The 15,033-nt window shown below is 35.5% G+C and carries 16 protein-coding genes; 2 read left to right on the top strand and 14 right to left on the bottom strand.

Annotated features, from left to right (window positions below; translation table 11 throughout):
- Positions 1-94 precede the first annotated feature (94 nt).
- Entirely contained in the window at positions 95-691 is a 597-nt protein-coding gene (gene mobA, locus D2K60_RS05620) for a molybdenum cofactor guanylyltransferase (protein WP_117168991.1), read from the bottom strand.
- A 128-nt stretch (positions 692-819) separates the two neighbouring features.
- Between mobA and D2K60_RS05615 the strand changes: the two genes are divergently transcribed.
- Positions 820-1,521, top strand: coding sequence for a Crp/Fnr family transcriptional regulator (locus D2K60_RS05615; RefSeq protein ID WP_117168990.1), 702 nt, complete (start codon positions 820-822; stop codon positions 1,519-1,521).
- Positions 1,522-1,529: 8 nt separating this feature from the next.
- On the opposite strand, the gene mobB is transcribed toward D2K60_RS05615, so the two are convergent.
- The 8 genes from mobB to D2K60_RS05575 form a co-directional block, all read right to left on the bottom strand.
- Entirely contained in the window at positions 1,530-2,027 is a 498-nt protein-coding gene (gene mobB, locus D2K60_RS05610; protein WP_162880708.1) for a molybdopterin-guanine dinucleotide biosynthesis protein B, read from the bottom strand.
- Between the two features lie 19 nt (positions 2,028-2,046).
- Positions 2,047-3,315 (bottom strand): molybdopterin molybdotransferase MoeA, encoded by a 1,269-nt coding sequence (locus tag D2K60_RS05605; protein ID WP_117168988.1) that lies wholly within the window; start codon positions 3,313-3,315, stop codon positions 2,047-2,049.
- 5 nt (positions 3,316-3,320) lie between these two features.
- Positions 3,321-3,551: a MoaD/ThiS family protein gene (locus D2K60_RS05600; protein WP_117168987.1), complete on the bottom strand. Its 231-nt coding sequence runs from the start codon at positions 3,549-3,551 to the stop codon at positions 3,321-3,323.
- Complete coding sequence (locus D2K60_RS05595) at positions 3,548-4,024, bottom strand: molybdenum cofactor biosynthesis protein MoaE (protein WP_117168986.1); 477 nt, start codon at positions 4,022-4,024, stop codon at positions 3,548-3,550. The genes D2K60_RS05600 and D2K60_RS05595 overlap by 4 nt, the downstream gene beginning before the upstream one ends.
- Positions 4,021-5,307 carry a molybdopterin molybdotransferase MoeA gene (locus D2K60_RS05590; RefSeq protein WP_117168985.1) on the bottom strand — a complete coding sequence of 429 codons (1,287 nt, stop codon included), beginning with the start codon at positions 5,305-5,307 and terminating at the stop codon, positions 4,021-4,023. The genes D2K60_RS05595 and D2K60_RS05590 overlap by 4 nt, the downstream gene beginning before the upstream one ends.
- Before the next feature lie 13 nt (positions 5,308-5,320).
- The gene (locus D2K60_RS05585; RefSeq protein ID WP_117168984.1) at positions 5,321-6,331 is read right to left on the bottom strand and encodes a MoeB/ThiF family adenylyltransferase; all 1,011 of its coding nucleotides are present in this window, start codon (positions 6,329-6,331) and stop codon (positions 5,321-5,323) included.
- Positions 6,332-6,365: 34 nt separating this feature from the next.
- A complete protein-coding gene (gene moaA / locus D2K60_RS05580; protein ID WP_117168983.1) occupies positions 6,366-7,382 on the bottom strand; it encodes a GTP 3',8-cyclase MoaA in 1,017 nt (338 codons plus the stop codon).
- Between the two features lie 120 nt (positions 7,383-7,502).
- Positions 7,503-7,778: a YutD family protein gene (locus D2K60_RS05575; protein ID WP_117168982.1), complete on the bottom strand. Its 276-nt coding sequence runs from the start codon at positions 7,776-7,778 to the stop codon at positions 7,503-7,505.
- A gap of 227 nt (positions 7,779-8,005) precedes the next feature.
- Here D2K60_RS05575 and D2K60_RS05570 point away from each other — a divergent pair, with 227 nt between their 5' ends.
- On the top strand, positions 8,006-8,968 hold the full coding sequence (locus D2K60_RS05570; protein WP_117168981.1) for a M23 family metallopeptidase: 963 nt from the start codon (positions 8,006-8,008) through the stop codon (positions 8,966-8,968).
- 38 nt (positions 8,969-9,006) lie between these two features.
- Here the strand turns inward: D2K60_RS05570 and D2K60_RS05565 are convergent, their stop codons facing one another.
- The 5 genes from D2K60_RS05565 to D2K60_RS05545 all read right to left on the bottom strand — a co-directional run bounded on the left by D2K60_RS05565 (position 9,007) and on the right by D2K60_RS05545 (position 14,983).
- Positions 9,007-9,105: a methionine/alanine import family NSS transporter small subunit gene (locus D2K60_RS05565; RefSeq protein WP_117168980.1), complete on the bottom strand. Its 99-nt coding sequence runs from the start codon at positions 9,103-9,105 to the stop codon at positions 9,007-9,009.
- Positions 9,106-9,137: 32 nt separating this feature from the next.
- Positions 9,138-10,607: a sodium-dependent transporter gene (locus D2K60_RS05560; RefSeq protein ID WP_117168979.1), complete on the bottom strand. Its 1,470-nt coding sequence runs from the start codon at positions 10,605-10,607 to the stop codon at positions 9,138-9,140.
- Positions 10,608-11,302: 695 nt separating this feature from the next.
- The gene (locus D2K60_RS05555; protein ID WP_117168978.1) at positions 11,303-12,859 is read right to left on the bottom strand and encodes a Na+/H+ antiporter NhaC family protein; all 1,557 of its coding nucleotides are present in this window, start codon (positions 12,857-12,859) and stop codon (positions 11,303-11,305) included.
- Positions 12,860-13,061: 202 nt separating this feature from the next.
- Positions 13,062-13,844 (bottom strand): sporulation protein YunB, encoded by a 783-nt coding sequence (gene yunB, locus D2K60_RS05550; protein ID WP_240335245.1) that lies wholly within the window; start codon positions 13,842-13,844, stop codon positions 13,062-13,064.
- 59 nt (positions 13,845-13,903) lie between these two features.
- The gene (locus D2K60_RS05545; protein WP_117168977.1) at positions 13,904-14,983 is read right to left on the bottom strand and encodes an HD-GYP domain-containing protein; all 1,080 of its coding nucleotides are present in this window, start codon (positions 14,981-14,983) and stop codon (positions 13,904-13,906) included.
- Positions 14,984-15,033 lie beyond the last annotated feature (50 nt).

The following is a 15,033-nucleotide window of genomic DNA, read 5'->3' as shown; positions in this document are numbered from 1 at the left end:
CACTTATCTTCCCAACATGGTCTGATTTATTTGACACTATATTGGCATATATCGATAACAAATTCAAAGAAAACACGTAATACCATATGCAGTATTACGTGTTTTCTTCGTTCTTAATATAGTTGTGATAATCACTGCGATGATTAATATTTAGAAAGGGACGTTCATCATCAAATTTGCATTCTTTTACAGTAATTTGGTTAAGAAGGTTAAAAACAGAACGCTGATCATTTACTAATAATTGTAATATGACTTTTTGAATGGAATGATGGTACAAACCAACAAGCGGTTGCAAATGCTCGTTGACGTTAGGAATAATGGCCTGCTTACCATTTTCTCTTTTGTCCAATAGCTCTTTAATTATCGATTTTTCAATAAACGGTGTGTCAGTTGGAACAACCAAATACCAGTCAGCTGGTTCAGACACCATCGCTGATAATATGCCCGCCAAAGGGCCTTGGGATTGAAATGCTTCTAAATCTGTTATTATCTTAACGTTCTGATCTAAATGGAGAAACGCTTTGCATTCGGAAGGTAGTGTTACAATACACGTTTTCGAAACAAATGGGGCTAAAGCTTGTAAACTATGTTTAAAAAAAGCAATACCATTTCTTTCGGCAAACATTTTGGGTGAACCAAATCGTTTTGATTGTCCGCCAGCTAACAAAACACCAATAATTTTTTTATCCATCGTATTCACCTCAAGTTTTAATACTTATTAATTAAAAAAGTCATAATATCGTAATTAAATATACCGAAATTGATTAAGGTATCATGATAAACTGTAAGAAATGCAACATTTAAAAGGAGACTTTTTTGATGCAAATACCTACTAATACAAAATCATGTGATTTAATTTCACCTGAATTAAGAAATTTATTACTGTCCATTGGGACTAAAAAGAAGATCTATAAAAATGACTTTCTATTTAGAGAAGGAAAAGAAGCAAATGAAATCTACCTTCTTCAATCTGGTATTGTACAAATTAGCAAACTAACATATGGAGGAAAACAACTATTGTTTCGCGTTTGCAAAAAACATGACATTGTTGGTGCTTTAACTTCATTTGCAGGTGACCCGAGGTTTTTATTAAGTTGTAACGTATTCACCGATGGGGAGGTAATTGGCATTAAGAAGGATCTACTTGAAAAAGAATTATTGTCTAATAGTACACTAACTCTTGAATTCATACGTTGGGAAAGTGCTCACATGCGGAAATTTCAATCTAAATTCCGTGATTTATTATTAAACGGGAAAAAGGGTGCGCTCTATTCTACACTAATCCGATTTTCTAATAGTTATGGGATAGAAACAAATAATGAGATTTTAATCAATTTAGTAATAACGAACCAAGAGTTAGGTGATTTTTGTGCCACAACTAAAGAAAGTGTTAATCGTATGTTAAATGAGCTTCGCCAAAAAAACGTGATCTCAATTGATGCTAATGCCAAAATTACCATTCACGATATTGCATTTCTTCGAGAAACAATTGGTTGTGAATATTGTCCAATTGAAATTTGAAATATCGACTAGCTGAACCATTCTTCATTTAGCTTTCTGGCTAATAGTAACCAATCATCTGGATGATAAATTGGGAAGGGATATTTTTTTTCTTTTATTGGCAGTGTAGTTATTACTGCCTTTATATGCGTTAGCTGATCAAGTAGAGCAATCTCTTCCTTTTTAGAAATCATTACTATTTTATCTTTCTTCTCCTTTTTATAACCTTCAATAAGAACAATATCTATTGGGAGCGTTGCATAAAAGGTAAGCATTTTCTCTAAACTCCAAGCCTCATCACCTAAAATTTGAAAGACATTCTCACCTTGAACACCAGAAAGCATTGCGCCAGCATGTTGTTGTCGAACGCTATCTGTCTTTTCCCATCCGACAGGCATGCCACCATGACCATGATGTTTTAAAGTAGCAACCTGTTTACCTTTTTCACAAAAGTAATTAATCAACCGCAGCATCATCGTTGTTTTTCCACTATTTTTATAACCAACTACCTGTAAGTAAAACGGCAATTTTACGCCCCCTTCTATATTAACGTGGATTTTGATAGGAAGTGTCTCCATCAGGATCATCTAATAATAATATCCAGACTTTTGCTCCTGTTTGATATCCTTTTGTTCCACCTGGAAGAACAATCAAAACAGTCGCACTTCCAAGAGACGAAACAACGTTAGATTTATCCAAACCGACTGGTGTGGCAACTAATTGTGTATCTTGATATGTTGTGCTAGCACGCACGTATCGATCGAATGGGTTCGGTTTTAAGAAATCTGCGCCTAGAACTGCTTTCACTGCCTTTGGAAATGGCTTTGGGTCTGATAAAAAAGTGCGAATAACTGGTCGAACAAACAGTTCAAATCCAACAAAACATGCTGACGGGTTTCCAGATAAACCAAAAAGTAATTTCCCTTCTACTTCAGCCACGGTAGTAACACTTCCAGGCCGCATCCCAACTTTGTTAAATAAAACAGTTGCTTCTAATTTACGATAAATAGCTGGTAAATAATCGTAATCTCCGACAGATACGCCACCCGTTGTAATCAAAAAGTCAACTTGGTTCATTGCCTCTTTCACTTGTTTAAAACATACCTCAATATCATCACTAAACTTTCCAAAATAAACAGCCTTTGCTCCAACCCGCTTTAATTGTGCTTGAATCATATACGAATTACTATTCCGTATTTTCCCAGGGACGAGCGGTTCATCAACTGTTAATAATTCACTACCTGTTGCAATAACACCAACTTTTGGTTGCACACTTACTGGAACATTTTTATAGCCAAATGTAGCTAATAAAGCAACCATACCAGGATTTATAGCAGTGCCTTTTTTTGCAATAACTGTCCCTTTTCTGGTATCTTCCGCTTGAAATGAAATGTTTTCATTTGGTTTTATTTTTCGTTTGATCCTAATTATAGCTTCAGTTCGCTGTTCTTTAACTAGCTCTAACATGATCACAGCATCACATCCAGTTGGAATCTGCGCACCTGTCATAATCCTTACCGCTTGATTATGTTGCACATGTTGCTTAAAAATACTGCCAGCACCAATTTCTCCAACAACAGATAATGTGACTGGATTATCTCTAGATGCTTCTTTCGTATCGCAGGAGCGGATAGCAAAACCATCAAAAGGAGAACGATCAAATCGTGGAACATCATGATCAGCAATTATATCTTCTGCTAAATAACGTCGGTAGCTATCTTCAATTGCGACATATTCCTTCTTACCTTGATAGCTATATCCCAACATTTTTTTAATTGCTTCTGATACTCGTATTAAGTCTCTTTTATTGACCATATAAATTATCCACCACTTACTGGTGGAATCAACGCAACAATATCCTCTGATTCAATAACATCTGTATCCACTGCGTACGATTCATTTATTGCAACCATAACTTGATCTAACCCAGTTACATTATACGTATCTCTAAATTTAAGCTTGAATGCTTGAACAGACTGGGGTTCCCAATCTAATTCTACTTCTGCTTTTCCGACTGATTCCTGTAAATGAGAAAACAACAAAACTTTCATCCATTAAACACATCCTTTTTAGTTGGGGCTCCTTCTGGATAGGAAACATTTCCTGACTGATCGCCAATCCATGTTTCACCGTCTTCCCAATGTTCTTTCTTCCAAATAGGTACAACCTGCTTCATTCGCTCAATCACATATTGGTTAGCCCTGTATGCCGCTTCACGATGCGGAGAAGATACAGCAATCACAATTGCTACGTCAGATATTTCTAACCTACCAATCCGATGTGTTACAGCTATTTTACTGTCTGGCCATTTTTCTAATGCTTCGTTAGAAATTTCCTCCATCTTCTTAATAGCCATCGGAACATATGCTTGATACTCTAGATAAAGTGTTTGTTTTCCTTTTGTCCATTCTCTTACCGTCCCAATAAATGTAGTAATTGCCCCAGCTTCTCTTCTTTCTACTTTATTAACAACGTCTTCTAACTGAATGGCTTGATCCGTTATCACATAAAGTTCTGTTGTCATTGGCAATCAACTCCTTCATCATCGTTTAAAAAGTCACCTGTACCTTCTTGATCATCTAATAGTAAGGCATTAACTAATGCACCAGCTTTATATCCTACTTCATTACCAGGTAAGACTGTAAGTGCGTCAGCCTTTGCTAGAGACGTCACTGCATTTGATTTGTCTAAACCTGAAGGAACGACAGAGATCGAACCCTGGTTATATATTACTTTACTACGAATAAAACGATCAAATTTATTTGGGATAGCAAAATCTTGCCCTAAATAAACAGCAACACTCTTTGGATACACTTTATCAGCAAGTAAATAATGACGGATTACTGGTTTTGTGAAAATTTCAAATCCAACAAAGCAAGACGATGGATTACCTGATAGACCAAACAATAATTTCCCACCAACTTCTGCAACTGTTGTAACACTGCCAGGACGCATACTAACTTTATTAAATAGCACCTCCGCACCGAGCATCTTGTAGATTTCCGGTAGATAATCATAGTCACCAACCGAAACACCACCTGTTGTCAATAAGAAATCTACTTTGCCAAGCGCACCTTTAACTTGTTCAAAACAAAGCGCTAGATCATCACTAAACTGGCCTAGATTGAACGGCTCACCGCCTGCTCTTTTTATTTGTGCTTCTAACATAGTCGTATTACTGTTACGAATTTTCCCTGGTTCCATTGGTTGATCTATCTCTAATAATTCACTGCCTGTTGCGATAATACCAACCTTTGGCTGAATAATTACTGGAACTGTTTTATAACCAAAAGTAGCTAATAAAGCGATAATGCCTGGCGTAATATAGGTACCTTTTTTGACAAGTGTTTCTCCTTTTTTGGTATCTTCACCTTGAAAAGAGACGTTCTCTTTTTTATTTACCTTTTGACTTATAAAAATTGTGTCTTTTGTTTCATTCCTTTTAACCTGTTCTAACATAATAATTGCATCACAGTCTCCTGGTATAGCTGCACCAGTCATAATTCTAATTGCTTGACCTGCTTCAACAGATTGATTAAAAACAGAACCTGCACCAATTTCACCAATGACCTTTATTTCAATAGGTTCTTCTATCGATGCATCTACCGTATCGGACGCATGGATTGCATAGCCATCATACGGAGACCGATTAAATGGCGGTACATCATGGTCTGCTACAATATCTTCTGCTACAAAACGCTGATAGCTTTGCTCAATTGGAACATGTTTGATAACGCCTTGTTTTTTCACAAATGACATGATTCGATTTAAAGCAATGGATACTTCTATCGGATTTCTGCTTTCCAATGTAATCGCCCCTTTAACCAACTAGCTGATAATACAGTTTTTTTGCTAACTCGATTGAATTTGTACCATGAATAAATGTTCTACCATCTTTAAAAAAGACAAGACGATACGATTGATAGTGTAAAACCAACAGAAAGTCATTTTGTTGAACAGTTCCAATCTTTCCAAGATGCTCTGCTAAATCTTCTAGCGATACTTCCCGATTATTTCGTATTTGAACGGTATCACGACCACATAATATTTCAGTTTTCGTTTGCTTGTCATATTGTAAATATGGATAACTTGGGTTACTCCCACAAGTAGGACAATCCAGATCTTTTGCTCGATCCATTTTGATTGTTTGGAATTGATTATGCCATAAATCAAATGTGACAAGATTAGATCGAAGTGCGTCTTTATCCTCGACAAGTAATTTCAAGACTTCTGTTGTTTGGTGTGCCACAACCATTTGAACAGTAGGACCAATTATTCCAACCGAATCACAGGTCGCACCAACAAGTGGAATCGCAGGTAATAAACAGGTTAAACAAGGCGTTTCCTCAGGTATAACAGTAAAGCTCATACCAGTACTACCAACGCACGCTCCGAAAATCCACGGTATTCGTAATTTTTGTAATAAATCATTTAAAATAAACCGAATATCAAAGTTATCAGTCGCATCAATAACAATATCAACTTGGTCCAATAACGGCCGTAATGTATTACTGGTCGCATCCATTACATGGGCATCTATCTGAACGGTTGAATTGATTTGTTTTAATTTATCTTTGGCAGCTATTGCCTTTGGCAAGCTTAAACGTGCATCTTCTTCTGTAAATAACTGTTGACGTTGTAAATTACTAAATTCAACATAATCTCGATCAACAATTGTTAGATATCCTATTCCAGCACGCACTAAAGCCTCAGCATTTGCAGAACCTAGTGCACCACAACCCACTATTAAAACGTGCTTCCTGCAAATTTTGTCTTGACCTTGATTACCAATAGGACGAAATAGGACTTGTCTGGAATATCTATCATCCATTATTAGTTGTCTCCTCTATTTGAACTTATTAATATTAACCACCTATATAGGACATTTCTATTTTCTTACGATTCTTAACTGTTTCTTCTGTTCGTTCATCTGAGTAGCGATCAGTTCTTTTTTCCCATGTGGGAACGATTGCTTCTGTTAGCTCTTTATCTGTTACACTTGAACGAATAATTTCTTTTAAATCTAATCCTTCAACAGCAAATAAACAGGTAAAAAACTTTCCATCAGCAGAAAGTCTTGCTCTGGTACATGTCGAACAAAATGATTCTGAAACAGAAGTAATAAATCCTACTTCACTTTTTGTTCCGGCATAGTTATAACGCTTAGCCACTTCACCTAAGTAGTCAGGATCAACAGGAGATAATTCAAAATATTTCGATAATTCATTATGTATTTCTTTCTTGGTAATAACTTGACTGAAATCCCAACCATTCGATTGACCAACGTCCATAAATTCAATATAGCGCAAAGTGATCCCTTTGTCTTTGAAATACTTTGCCATCGGAACAATTTCTTGATCATTCATTCCTTTTTTAACAACCATATTCACTTTTACACCTAAACCTGCTTCAATGGCTTTATCAATACCTTTTAATACTACCTTTGTTGGAACAGCCGTATCATTAATAGAATGAAAAACCTCATCGTTTAAGGCATCTAAACTAACATTCACACGCTTTAATCCAGCCGCTTTTAGGTCTTTTGCCATCTTTCCTAAAAGAACAGCGTTTGTAGTTAAACCAATGTCCTCTAAACCATCAATAGCGTTTAACTTTCCAATTAATTCTGGCAGATCACGTCTTAATAAAGGTTCTCCACCTGTTAATCGTATTTTTTTAACTCCTAATTGAACAAAAATGCGTGCTATTCGTTCTATTTCTTCAAAATTTAAAAGTTGATCTTTAGGCATAAAGACATAATCTTTTCCAAATATTTCTCTTGGCATACAATAGCTACAACGGAAATTACAGCGATCCGTTACTGAAATCCTCAAATCTTGCAGAGGTCGTCCAAATTTATCTTCAAGTCTCTTGATTTCCATTAAACAATCACTCCTTAAGATTTTAACTTTAATTATAACAATAACTGATCATTTATTGAAGTAATACAATCTCAATTTGGTTATAATTATAAGGTAAAAAACACATTATTCAGTTTAACATTACTGAACAATGCGTTTCGCAATAAAATAAGCACAACCAAAATTACAATACTCATATAAATAATCATCAATTGTACTTATTTTCGTATCAAATGCTGCTTTTGGGTTTTGATCATCATAAAATCCTTTTAACCGAAGTTGTTCATAACCCCAATCGCCTACAATAAAATCATATTTCGTTAAAATTTCACTGTAGCGTTCTTCAAAAGCAGCTTGCTGAAAGCCTTCTTTTACATCCTCTATAATTTCATATTGTTGTCCTAGTACTTCAATCATGTCTGTTCATTCTCCCTCTGTCATCTTTCCTAAAAAAATTCAGTAAACTCTTAAATAGCTTCTTTCTAGTTTATCATATTCTTCCTTCCAAACACTAGACGCTCCTCACTAAAAAAACAAACTTTTCCTAATAACTTGATAATTGGTTAGTTTTTCATCTTATCTTTTACACAAGTTGGTACAAACTATAGTTACTTGTATCCATTCATTTACAGGAGTTGAACGACATGTTTAAACGCGTATTAGTTGCCACTTTTCTACTTCTATCTTTTTCGATCCCACATTTATTTGCAACAGATGCAACTGATCAAGAAGAGGATAACGAGAAGATGGCATTATTTAAAAAGACTGAAGCACTCACACAGATACCTTGGTATTACCTTGCAGCAATAAATCAATATGAAAAAAATATTGAAAAAGAATCGGATCCAAAGGTGCGAATTAAAATCAAATTCACAGAGGATAGATGGTTCGGCATCTCAAATCCAAGTAAAGACACCAATGCTAGCCTTATTAGTCTATTTGAGGGTATAGGTAAAGATGGAAATGGCGATAATCAAGCGGATCCATTAAATGATGAAGACGTTATTTATTCCATGGCAAGCTTACTTGCAAAAGAAGGTAATACAAAACAAGATATCAAAATTGCTTTATGGAATTATTATCAACGCGCATTAACTGTTCAATCGATTATGCAAATAGCAAACGTTTATAAAACATTTGAAACGATCAGTTTAAATGATAGTGATTTTCCTATTCCACTACAATACAATTACAGTTACCGAAATACATGGGGAGATGCACGAGGGTTTGGTGGCAGACGGATACATGAAGGAACAGATATCTTTGCGAATTATGGAACGCCAGTCAAAGCAACAAGGTATGGTGTTATTGAAATAATGGGTTGGAATAAATTTGGTGGTTGGCGTGTTGGTATCCGCGATATTTATAATAACTACCATTATTACGCTCATTTGAATGGTTTTCAAGAAGATTTAAAAGTAGGAGATGTTGTTAAACCAGGAGATGTGATCGCTTCTGTTGGTGCAACCGGGTATGGACCACCAGGAACTTCGGGTAAATTTCCGCCACACCTTCACTACGGCATGTACAAAGATAATGGTTATAGCGAATGGTCTTTTGATCCCTATCCATACTTAAGCAGATGGGAAAGAGAAGCAAAAAAATAAAGTAAATCCTCACGACTGTGTGAGGATTTACTTCTTTTTTATTTCGAAGCTCTAACAGCATGTACAATACTTGCTGCTAAACCTCCCCAAATAATGACTACACCTATAACTAACATTGTAATAGCAGCTCCAGACATATGTCCTTCACTCCTTTCCTTTCATTATTTTACTATTCTTTCGGCCATTTTTTGGTTGTCATTAACGCACCAAAGAACATGGCACCAATTGCAACTACCCAACCAAAACTAAATAAAAATTCGATTGGATACCCGCTATAATTTTCTGCGATATCCGTTCGTAAATTTTGTAACATCATAAAACCAAGTACAGCTGGAGTAATGACACTTAGACAAAATCTCCACCATGCCCCCAGTCGTATATCAGATACATCATTTGCATATGATTGTAAATCTTTCAGTGAACGAGCAAACCAAGCAATTGCTACAACTTCAAATAATCCTGCTAATGCAACTCCATAATTATTAATAAAATAATCAACAGTATCAAGTAGATTTAAACCACCTTGATTAGCGTAGAGTAAAGAAATAATTGCTGCAAGTCCCCCACCAATTGTTACAGCTAAGCCACGTGAGATATTGAATTTTTCTTGAACCCCCGCAATATATGTTTCCGAAATAGAAACAAGCGATGATAATCCCGCTAACACTAGCGAACCGAAGAATAAAATCCCGAAAAATCCGGATGCTGGCATTTGACTAATGATTTCTGGAAAGACCATAAAAGCAAGACCAACACCACCTGTTGCAACGTCTGAAACCAATTGACCTGTCTCGTTTGCCATAAAACCTAATGCCGCAAAAACACCAATACCAGCTAACAATTCAAATGATGAGTTAGCAAAACCAGTAATAAATGCGTTATTTGTAATATCTGCCTTTTTCGGTAAATAGGAAGCATACGTGATCATAATTGCAAATGCAATTGATAAACTAAAGAAGATTTGTCCATATGCCGCTACCCACACTGATCCATCGGTAATCATTGACCAATCTGGAGCGAAGAATGCCTCAAGACCAACTAAAGCGCCTGGTAGTGTAACAGCACGAATAACTATAATGATGAAAGTAACTGCTAATAACGGAATGAAAATTTTATTTGCAACTTCAATTCCCTTTTTAACACCTTTACCAAGAATAAGGAAAACAATTGCCCAAACTGCAATTAATGGAAACAGAACTGCTGGTACCATTGAACCAAAAGTACCTGCCTCTGATACTTGTAAGAAATCTCCCACGAAGAAACCTGTAGGATCATCTCCCCAACTTTGTCCAATTGAGAAATATGCATACATGATTGCCCATGCAACAATAATAGGATAATACGTTGATATAATGAATGAAATAGCAATTTGCCACCAACCAATCCATTCGAATCCTTTACTGATTCGTTTAAACGATCGTGGAGATGAACTACGATATTTATGGCCAATTGTGTACTCCATAATTAACATTGGAATACCGGCTGTTAATAAGGCGAATAAATACGGTATGAAAAAGGCCCCTCCTCCATTTTCATATGCTGTTGCAGGGAATCGCCAAATGTTGCCTAAACCAATTGCAGATCCCATCGCCGCAAGTAGGAATCCTAAACGAGTCCCCCACTGTGAACGGTTGTCCATAATAATTCTCCTCTCAAAATGAATACATCCAATAACAATAGAATAGTATAAAAATTGCATTAAAATAATACATACTTTTTAAATATGTATGTCTTTAAATGGAATGTTTCAAATTTTTATTTTTTTCTGATATTTACTGATTATAACGAGACTACTCGCTCCTGTCAAAGGAAGATTTATGAACTTTTATTGAATTAATTTATAAAAATTTTCTAACCAAAAAAATTATTACGAATCGTTGAGTGTTTTAAGTTTGGCGCAAATCTGTAATATTGCTTTACAGTCTTTATAAAGGTCTATTTTCTAAAAGTTTGTTGTCAATGACAGAATTAACATAGACTATGTCGGAACTAAGAATTTCCAAACCCGCTCCTCAAATGAAATCGACTCCCTTTCCGCAGGCACGGCTTCAGCTAACTCGGATAAGCAAAGATCGCTTTCCGAGTGGATCTTCAGCCCGTGCTGTTCCTGCAGGACAAGGAATTCTACGACAGCGTTTTTCTCAAGTACGCCAGGTGATATCCAGATGATTTTGAAAATAGCGTGAAGTTAACTTCTATTTTGGATTGTAGGACTTCCTTGTTATACCATGACTTAAGTGCCTGTTTTACACTACTGAAGTTGAGATATAATTCAAAAAGAGAAACGAATCACTTCTAATGAAATGATTCGTTCCGATTTTTCAATAGACTTAATTATGCAGTTTTCTTATTGTTAGAAATAACAAGTAAGAAAGCAATTAGAATAATAGTTGCTAATGTAGCTACGAGTCCTATGCTTACCAGACCTGTTAAACCTAAAACAAGGTAGCCAACACCAGCCGCAAATGCACTAATAAAAGCATAAGGAAGTTGTGTTATAACGTGATCAATATGATTTGATCCAGCTCCAGTCGATGACAAAATCGATGTATCAGAAATCGGAGAGCAATGATCTCCAAAGACTGAGCCAGCTAGTACAGCAGCCATTGCCGGCAATATCAAACTCACATCAGATACCACAGCAATCTGTGCAGCTATTGGGAGCATAATACCAAATGTACCCCAAGATGTACCTGTTGCTAACGCCATAAATCCTGCGACTATAAATAATAATAGTGCTAGATAGTTTGGACTTATAGCAGCTTTTTCCACAAGTTCAGCTAAGAAAACCCCTGTTTCTAAGCGATCAATTATTGTACCGATCATCCATGCTAAAATTAAAATATAAATTGCTGGAAGCATCGAACGTATTCCTTCTTTATAGATAGAAAAGAAATTTGTTTTTGGACGTTTTTGAAAGCCGTAAAGAATTGAGGCAACAATTACTGCTAATAAACCACCAGTGAAAAGCGATAAGTTTACATTCGTATTTTCAAATAGGCTAAGAATCGTAGCTTGTCCCTCTGTACCTAAATAACCAGTCCATAGCATTGCAATGATCGTTCCGGCTACTAGAACACCAATAGGTATAATAAGGTGCATAATTTTACCGTGTTCATGTACGCTTATAGTGGTTTTTAGATCACCTGCAATGTTCCCTTTAGCTTCATCATACAATTCACCAGTTTTAATAGCTCTCGTTTCATGCTTTTTCATAGGTCCTACATTGATATTAAATATTGCTACTAAAAAGACAAGCAAGATTGCAGCAAAAGCGTACATATTCATTGGAATCATTTTCACAAATGCCTCTAAAGGTTGATATGTCGTAACATCATTTGCAATAAAAATTGCACCTAATGTGCCAATAATATAAGCGCCCCAACTTGAAATAGGTGTAATAACTGTTATAGGTGCAGAAGTAGAATCAATAAAATATGCTAATTTAGCACGTGATACCTTATGACGGTCTGTAACGGGTCGCGCAACTTGACCAACAGCTAGGCTATTAAAATAGTCATCAATAAATATTAGTATACCTAAAAATGAAGGCATCAATTGTGCACCTCGTCGAGATTTAACCTTTTTAATTGCCCAATCGCCAAACGCTTTACTTCCACCAGACGCTGTCATAAAGGCTGTAATAATCCCCAATAATAGTAAGAATAATAATAAGTATAAATTCCCTACTTGAAAACCATCCTCTACATGATAGAAAATGTTTTGAAATGCTATACCAACTTCTTTCATCGTTTCAAGTATATTAAAATTATGAAGCATTAGTGCTCCGACAATAATTCCTGCACCTAATGATAGCAAGACTTTTCTAGTTAATAATACGAGCACTAACATTAATATTGCTGGAATTAATGAATAAAATTCTCCTTCCATTTTTCAACCTCCAATTATATTTAATTAAAATAACAATTTTTAGACTCTTTAAAGTGAACAAAAAAAATCAGCAATAGAAACATTAACTATTACTGATTCTAGGCAACATATTGTTGTCTCATATGATTGCAATTCTATTTGATTCATCTAAATAAGTTACTTTTTAAATTCTATCCTATAATATTCTACCAAGCAACTTACTTTATTGCAAGGGGTCTATAGGAACAGATAAATTAGTGTTATCATCTTTATTCGGACTATAATATTGCGGTACGTCACCATTATATCCACCACTGCCAATCGGAATTTCTTGCTCTATTCTAGCGGTCTTTGAACCGAATGGAATAATCGTACGAATCTCTACTTCAATATGTACAACAGGTTCAATATGGACACTATTAATTTGTACATCAGTTACCTTTGTTTCGACTTCCGTGTTCACGTAACCAATTAATTCTAGATTAACTGGTATTTTAGGACCTAAATTAGCTAACAATGGTAACCCTAAAACTTGACCAAGTGGAATTTCAATTAAATTTGACTTACCTCTTACTGCTTCAATTGTAGTTTGCTCTTCTGCATCAATATTTACATCTAAAGGCGCACTTGTGTCTGGAACAATACCTTTTTCAAGCTGATGAATAAAATTCTCCACCCTATATTGAATATTTCTTTGTACGCGATTCTCCATAGCAGCATTTATTTGATAACTTACGACTTGGCCACTTTCGTCATATTGAAACTCAATGAGGTTTTCTACTTCTAAATCCTCATTTAACTTTTTATTTACTGCTATCCCCATTGCCATATTCGCGTATTGCTCATTACGTGTTTCAGCAATTTCTAATAAAACCGGTTTAATACCCCGATTTACAACTACAACACTGACCAACGTTGCTATTACAAATAAAATAGTCGTAATAAAAAAAAGATGTCTAATAGAAGGCGATATTCGTAATCTTTTATGGTTTGTTGTTTTTCGCACAAAAATCCCCCCTAGAAAACAATATGCTGTTTACTAGGAGGATAGAATTCAAAATGTATTTAAATGTTATATTTAATAATCGTTACATCCAATGTAACGGATAAATCAAGGTCGTATGGTGTTACTTCTATGCTATTTTCTTTTAGAATCCTAACAATTGGTCGTTCTTGTAAAGGTGTATTTTGCTTAACAACTACTGCTATCCGATTGTCACTTAATTCCACCGTAACGCCGTTAGGATAAATAGCAATTGTTTCACGAAAAGTTCGAACCATCTCTTGATCAAATAGCGTGCCGCTACCAGCATATAATATCTCTAAACCTTCTTGTGGTAACATCGCATCGCGATATACTCTATTACTCGTTACAGCATCAAAGACGTCTGCTACTCCTAGAATTTTTCCGAACTGATGAATTTGATTGCCTTTTAATCCACGTGGGTAACCTGACCCATCTAATCGCTCATGGTGTTGAAAAGCGCAGTGAGCAACCAATAATGGTACCGAAGAAGATTGGCGTAAGAATTCAAAGCCCATTTCTGGATGTGCTTGAATAATCGCAAATTCCTCTTCCGTTAACCTACCAGTCTTATTTAAAACTTTTTCTGGAATAAATACTTTACCGACATCATGAAGCATAGCTCCGAGACCAAGACTTTTTATCTTTTGATTATTCATTTTCAATTCATTAGCAAGTGCTAAAGAATAAATTGTTACATTAACAGAATGTGAAAAAACATAATCGTCACTAATAAATATATCTGACATAATTGATAATACTTCATCATTGTTCTGTATTTGATTCACCATTGAGTTAACCATATTATCCATTTTTGCACTTGTATTCTCAAGCAGAAATGCCTTCTTACCATATCCCTGGTTTTGATAACTTGCAAAAGATTCTTTCACGGTTTGGATGGCTTCCAATCGTAATTCATCTGGAATCGGCGAGTTGATCATTATATCTTCAGTAAGGGAATCCTTGATATATACGTATGTAATTCCTAATTGCTGTAAACGTTGAATCATAGAGTACGTTAGCTTCACATTTTTTTGAATTAGGATTTGGCTTTTACCACTATAAATTGGTTTGGCAAGTTCGTTACCCTCTTGAATTGATCTTGTCGCGACTAGTTTCATTACGATCTCCTTACTCAATACGAAATCTTTCGTCATTTAATCAAATGATA

The organism is Paraliobacillus sediminis (assembly GCF_003426055.1).
This window is presented reverse-complemented; position numbering and strand designations above follow the sequence as displayed.

Coding starts and splice junctions, on each gene's coding strand:
- mobA (WP_117168991.1), bottom strand. CDS start 691: ATGGATAAAAAAATTATTGGTGTTTTGTTAGCTGGCGGACAATCAAAA.
- D2K60_RS05615 (WP_117168990.1), top strand. CDS start 820: ATGCAAATACCTACTAATACAAAATCATGTGATTTAATTTCACCTGAA.
- D2K60_RS05605 (WP_117168988.1), bottom strand. CDS start 3,315: ATGGTCAATAAAAGAGACTTAATACGAGTATCAGAAGCAATTAAAAAA.
- D2K60_RS05600 (WP_117168987.1), bottom strand. CDS start 3,551: ATGAAAGTTTTGTTGTTTTCTCATTTACAGGAATCAGTCGGAAAAGCA.
- D2K60_RS05595 (WP_117168986.1), bottom strand. CDS start 4,024: ATGACAACAGAACTTTATGTGATAACGGATCAAGCCATTCAGTTAGAA.
- D2K60_RS05585 (WP_117168984.1), bottom strand. CDS start 6,331: ATGGATGATAGATATTCCAGACAAGTCCTATTTCGTCCTATTGGTAAT.
- moaA (WP_117168983.1), bottom strand. CDS start 7,382: ATGGAAATCAAGAGACTTGAAGATAAATTTGGACGACCTCTGCAAGAT.
- D2K60_RS05575 (WP_117168982.1), bottom strand. CDS start 7,778: ATGATTGAAGTACTAGGACAACAATATGAAATTATAGAGGATGTAAAA.
- D2K60_RS05570 (WP_117168981.1), top strand. CDS start 8,006: ATGTTTAAACGCGTATTAGTTGCCACTTTTCTACTTCTATCTTTTTCG.
- D2K60_RS05565 (WP_117168980.1), bottom strand. CDS start 9,105: ATGTCTGGAGCTGCTATTACAATGTTAGTTATAGGTGTAGTCATTATT.
- D2K60_RS05560 (WP_117168979.1), bottom strand. CDS start 10,607: ATGGACAACCGTTCACAGTGGGGGACTCGTTTAGGATTCCTACTTGCG.
- D2K60_RS05555 (WP_117168978.1), bottom strand. CDS start 12,859: ATGGAAGGAGAATTTTATTCATTAATTCCAGCAATATTAATGTTAGTG.
- D2K60_RS05545 (WP_117168977.1), bottom strand. CDS start 14,983: ATGAAACTAGTCGCGACAAGATCAATTCAAGAGGGTAACGAACTTGCC.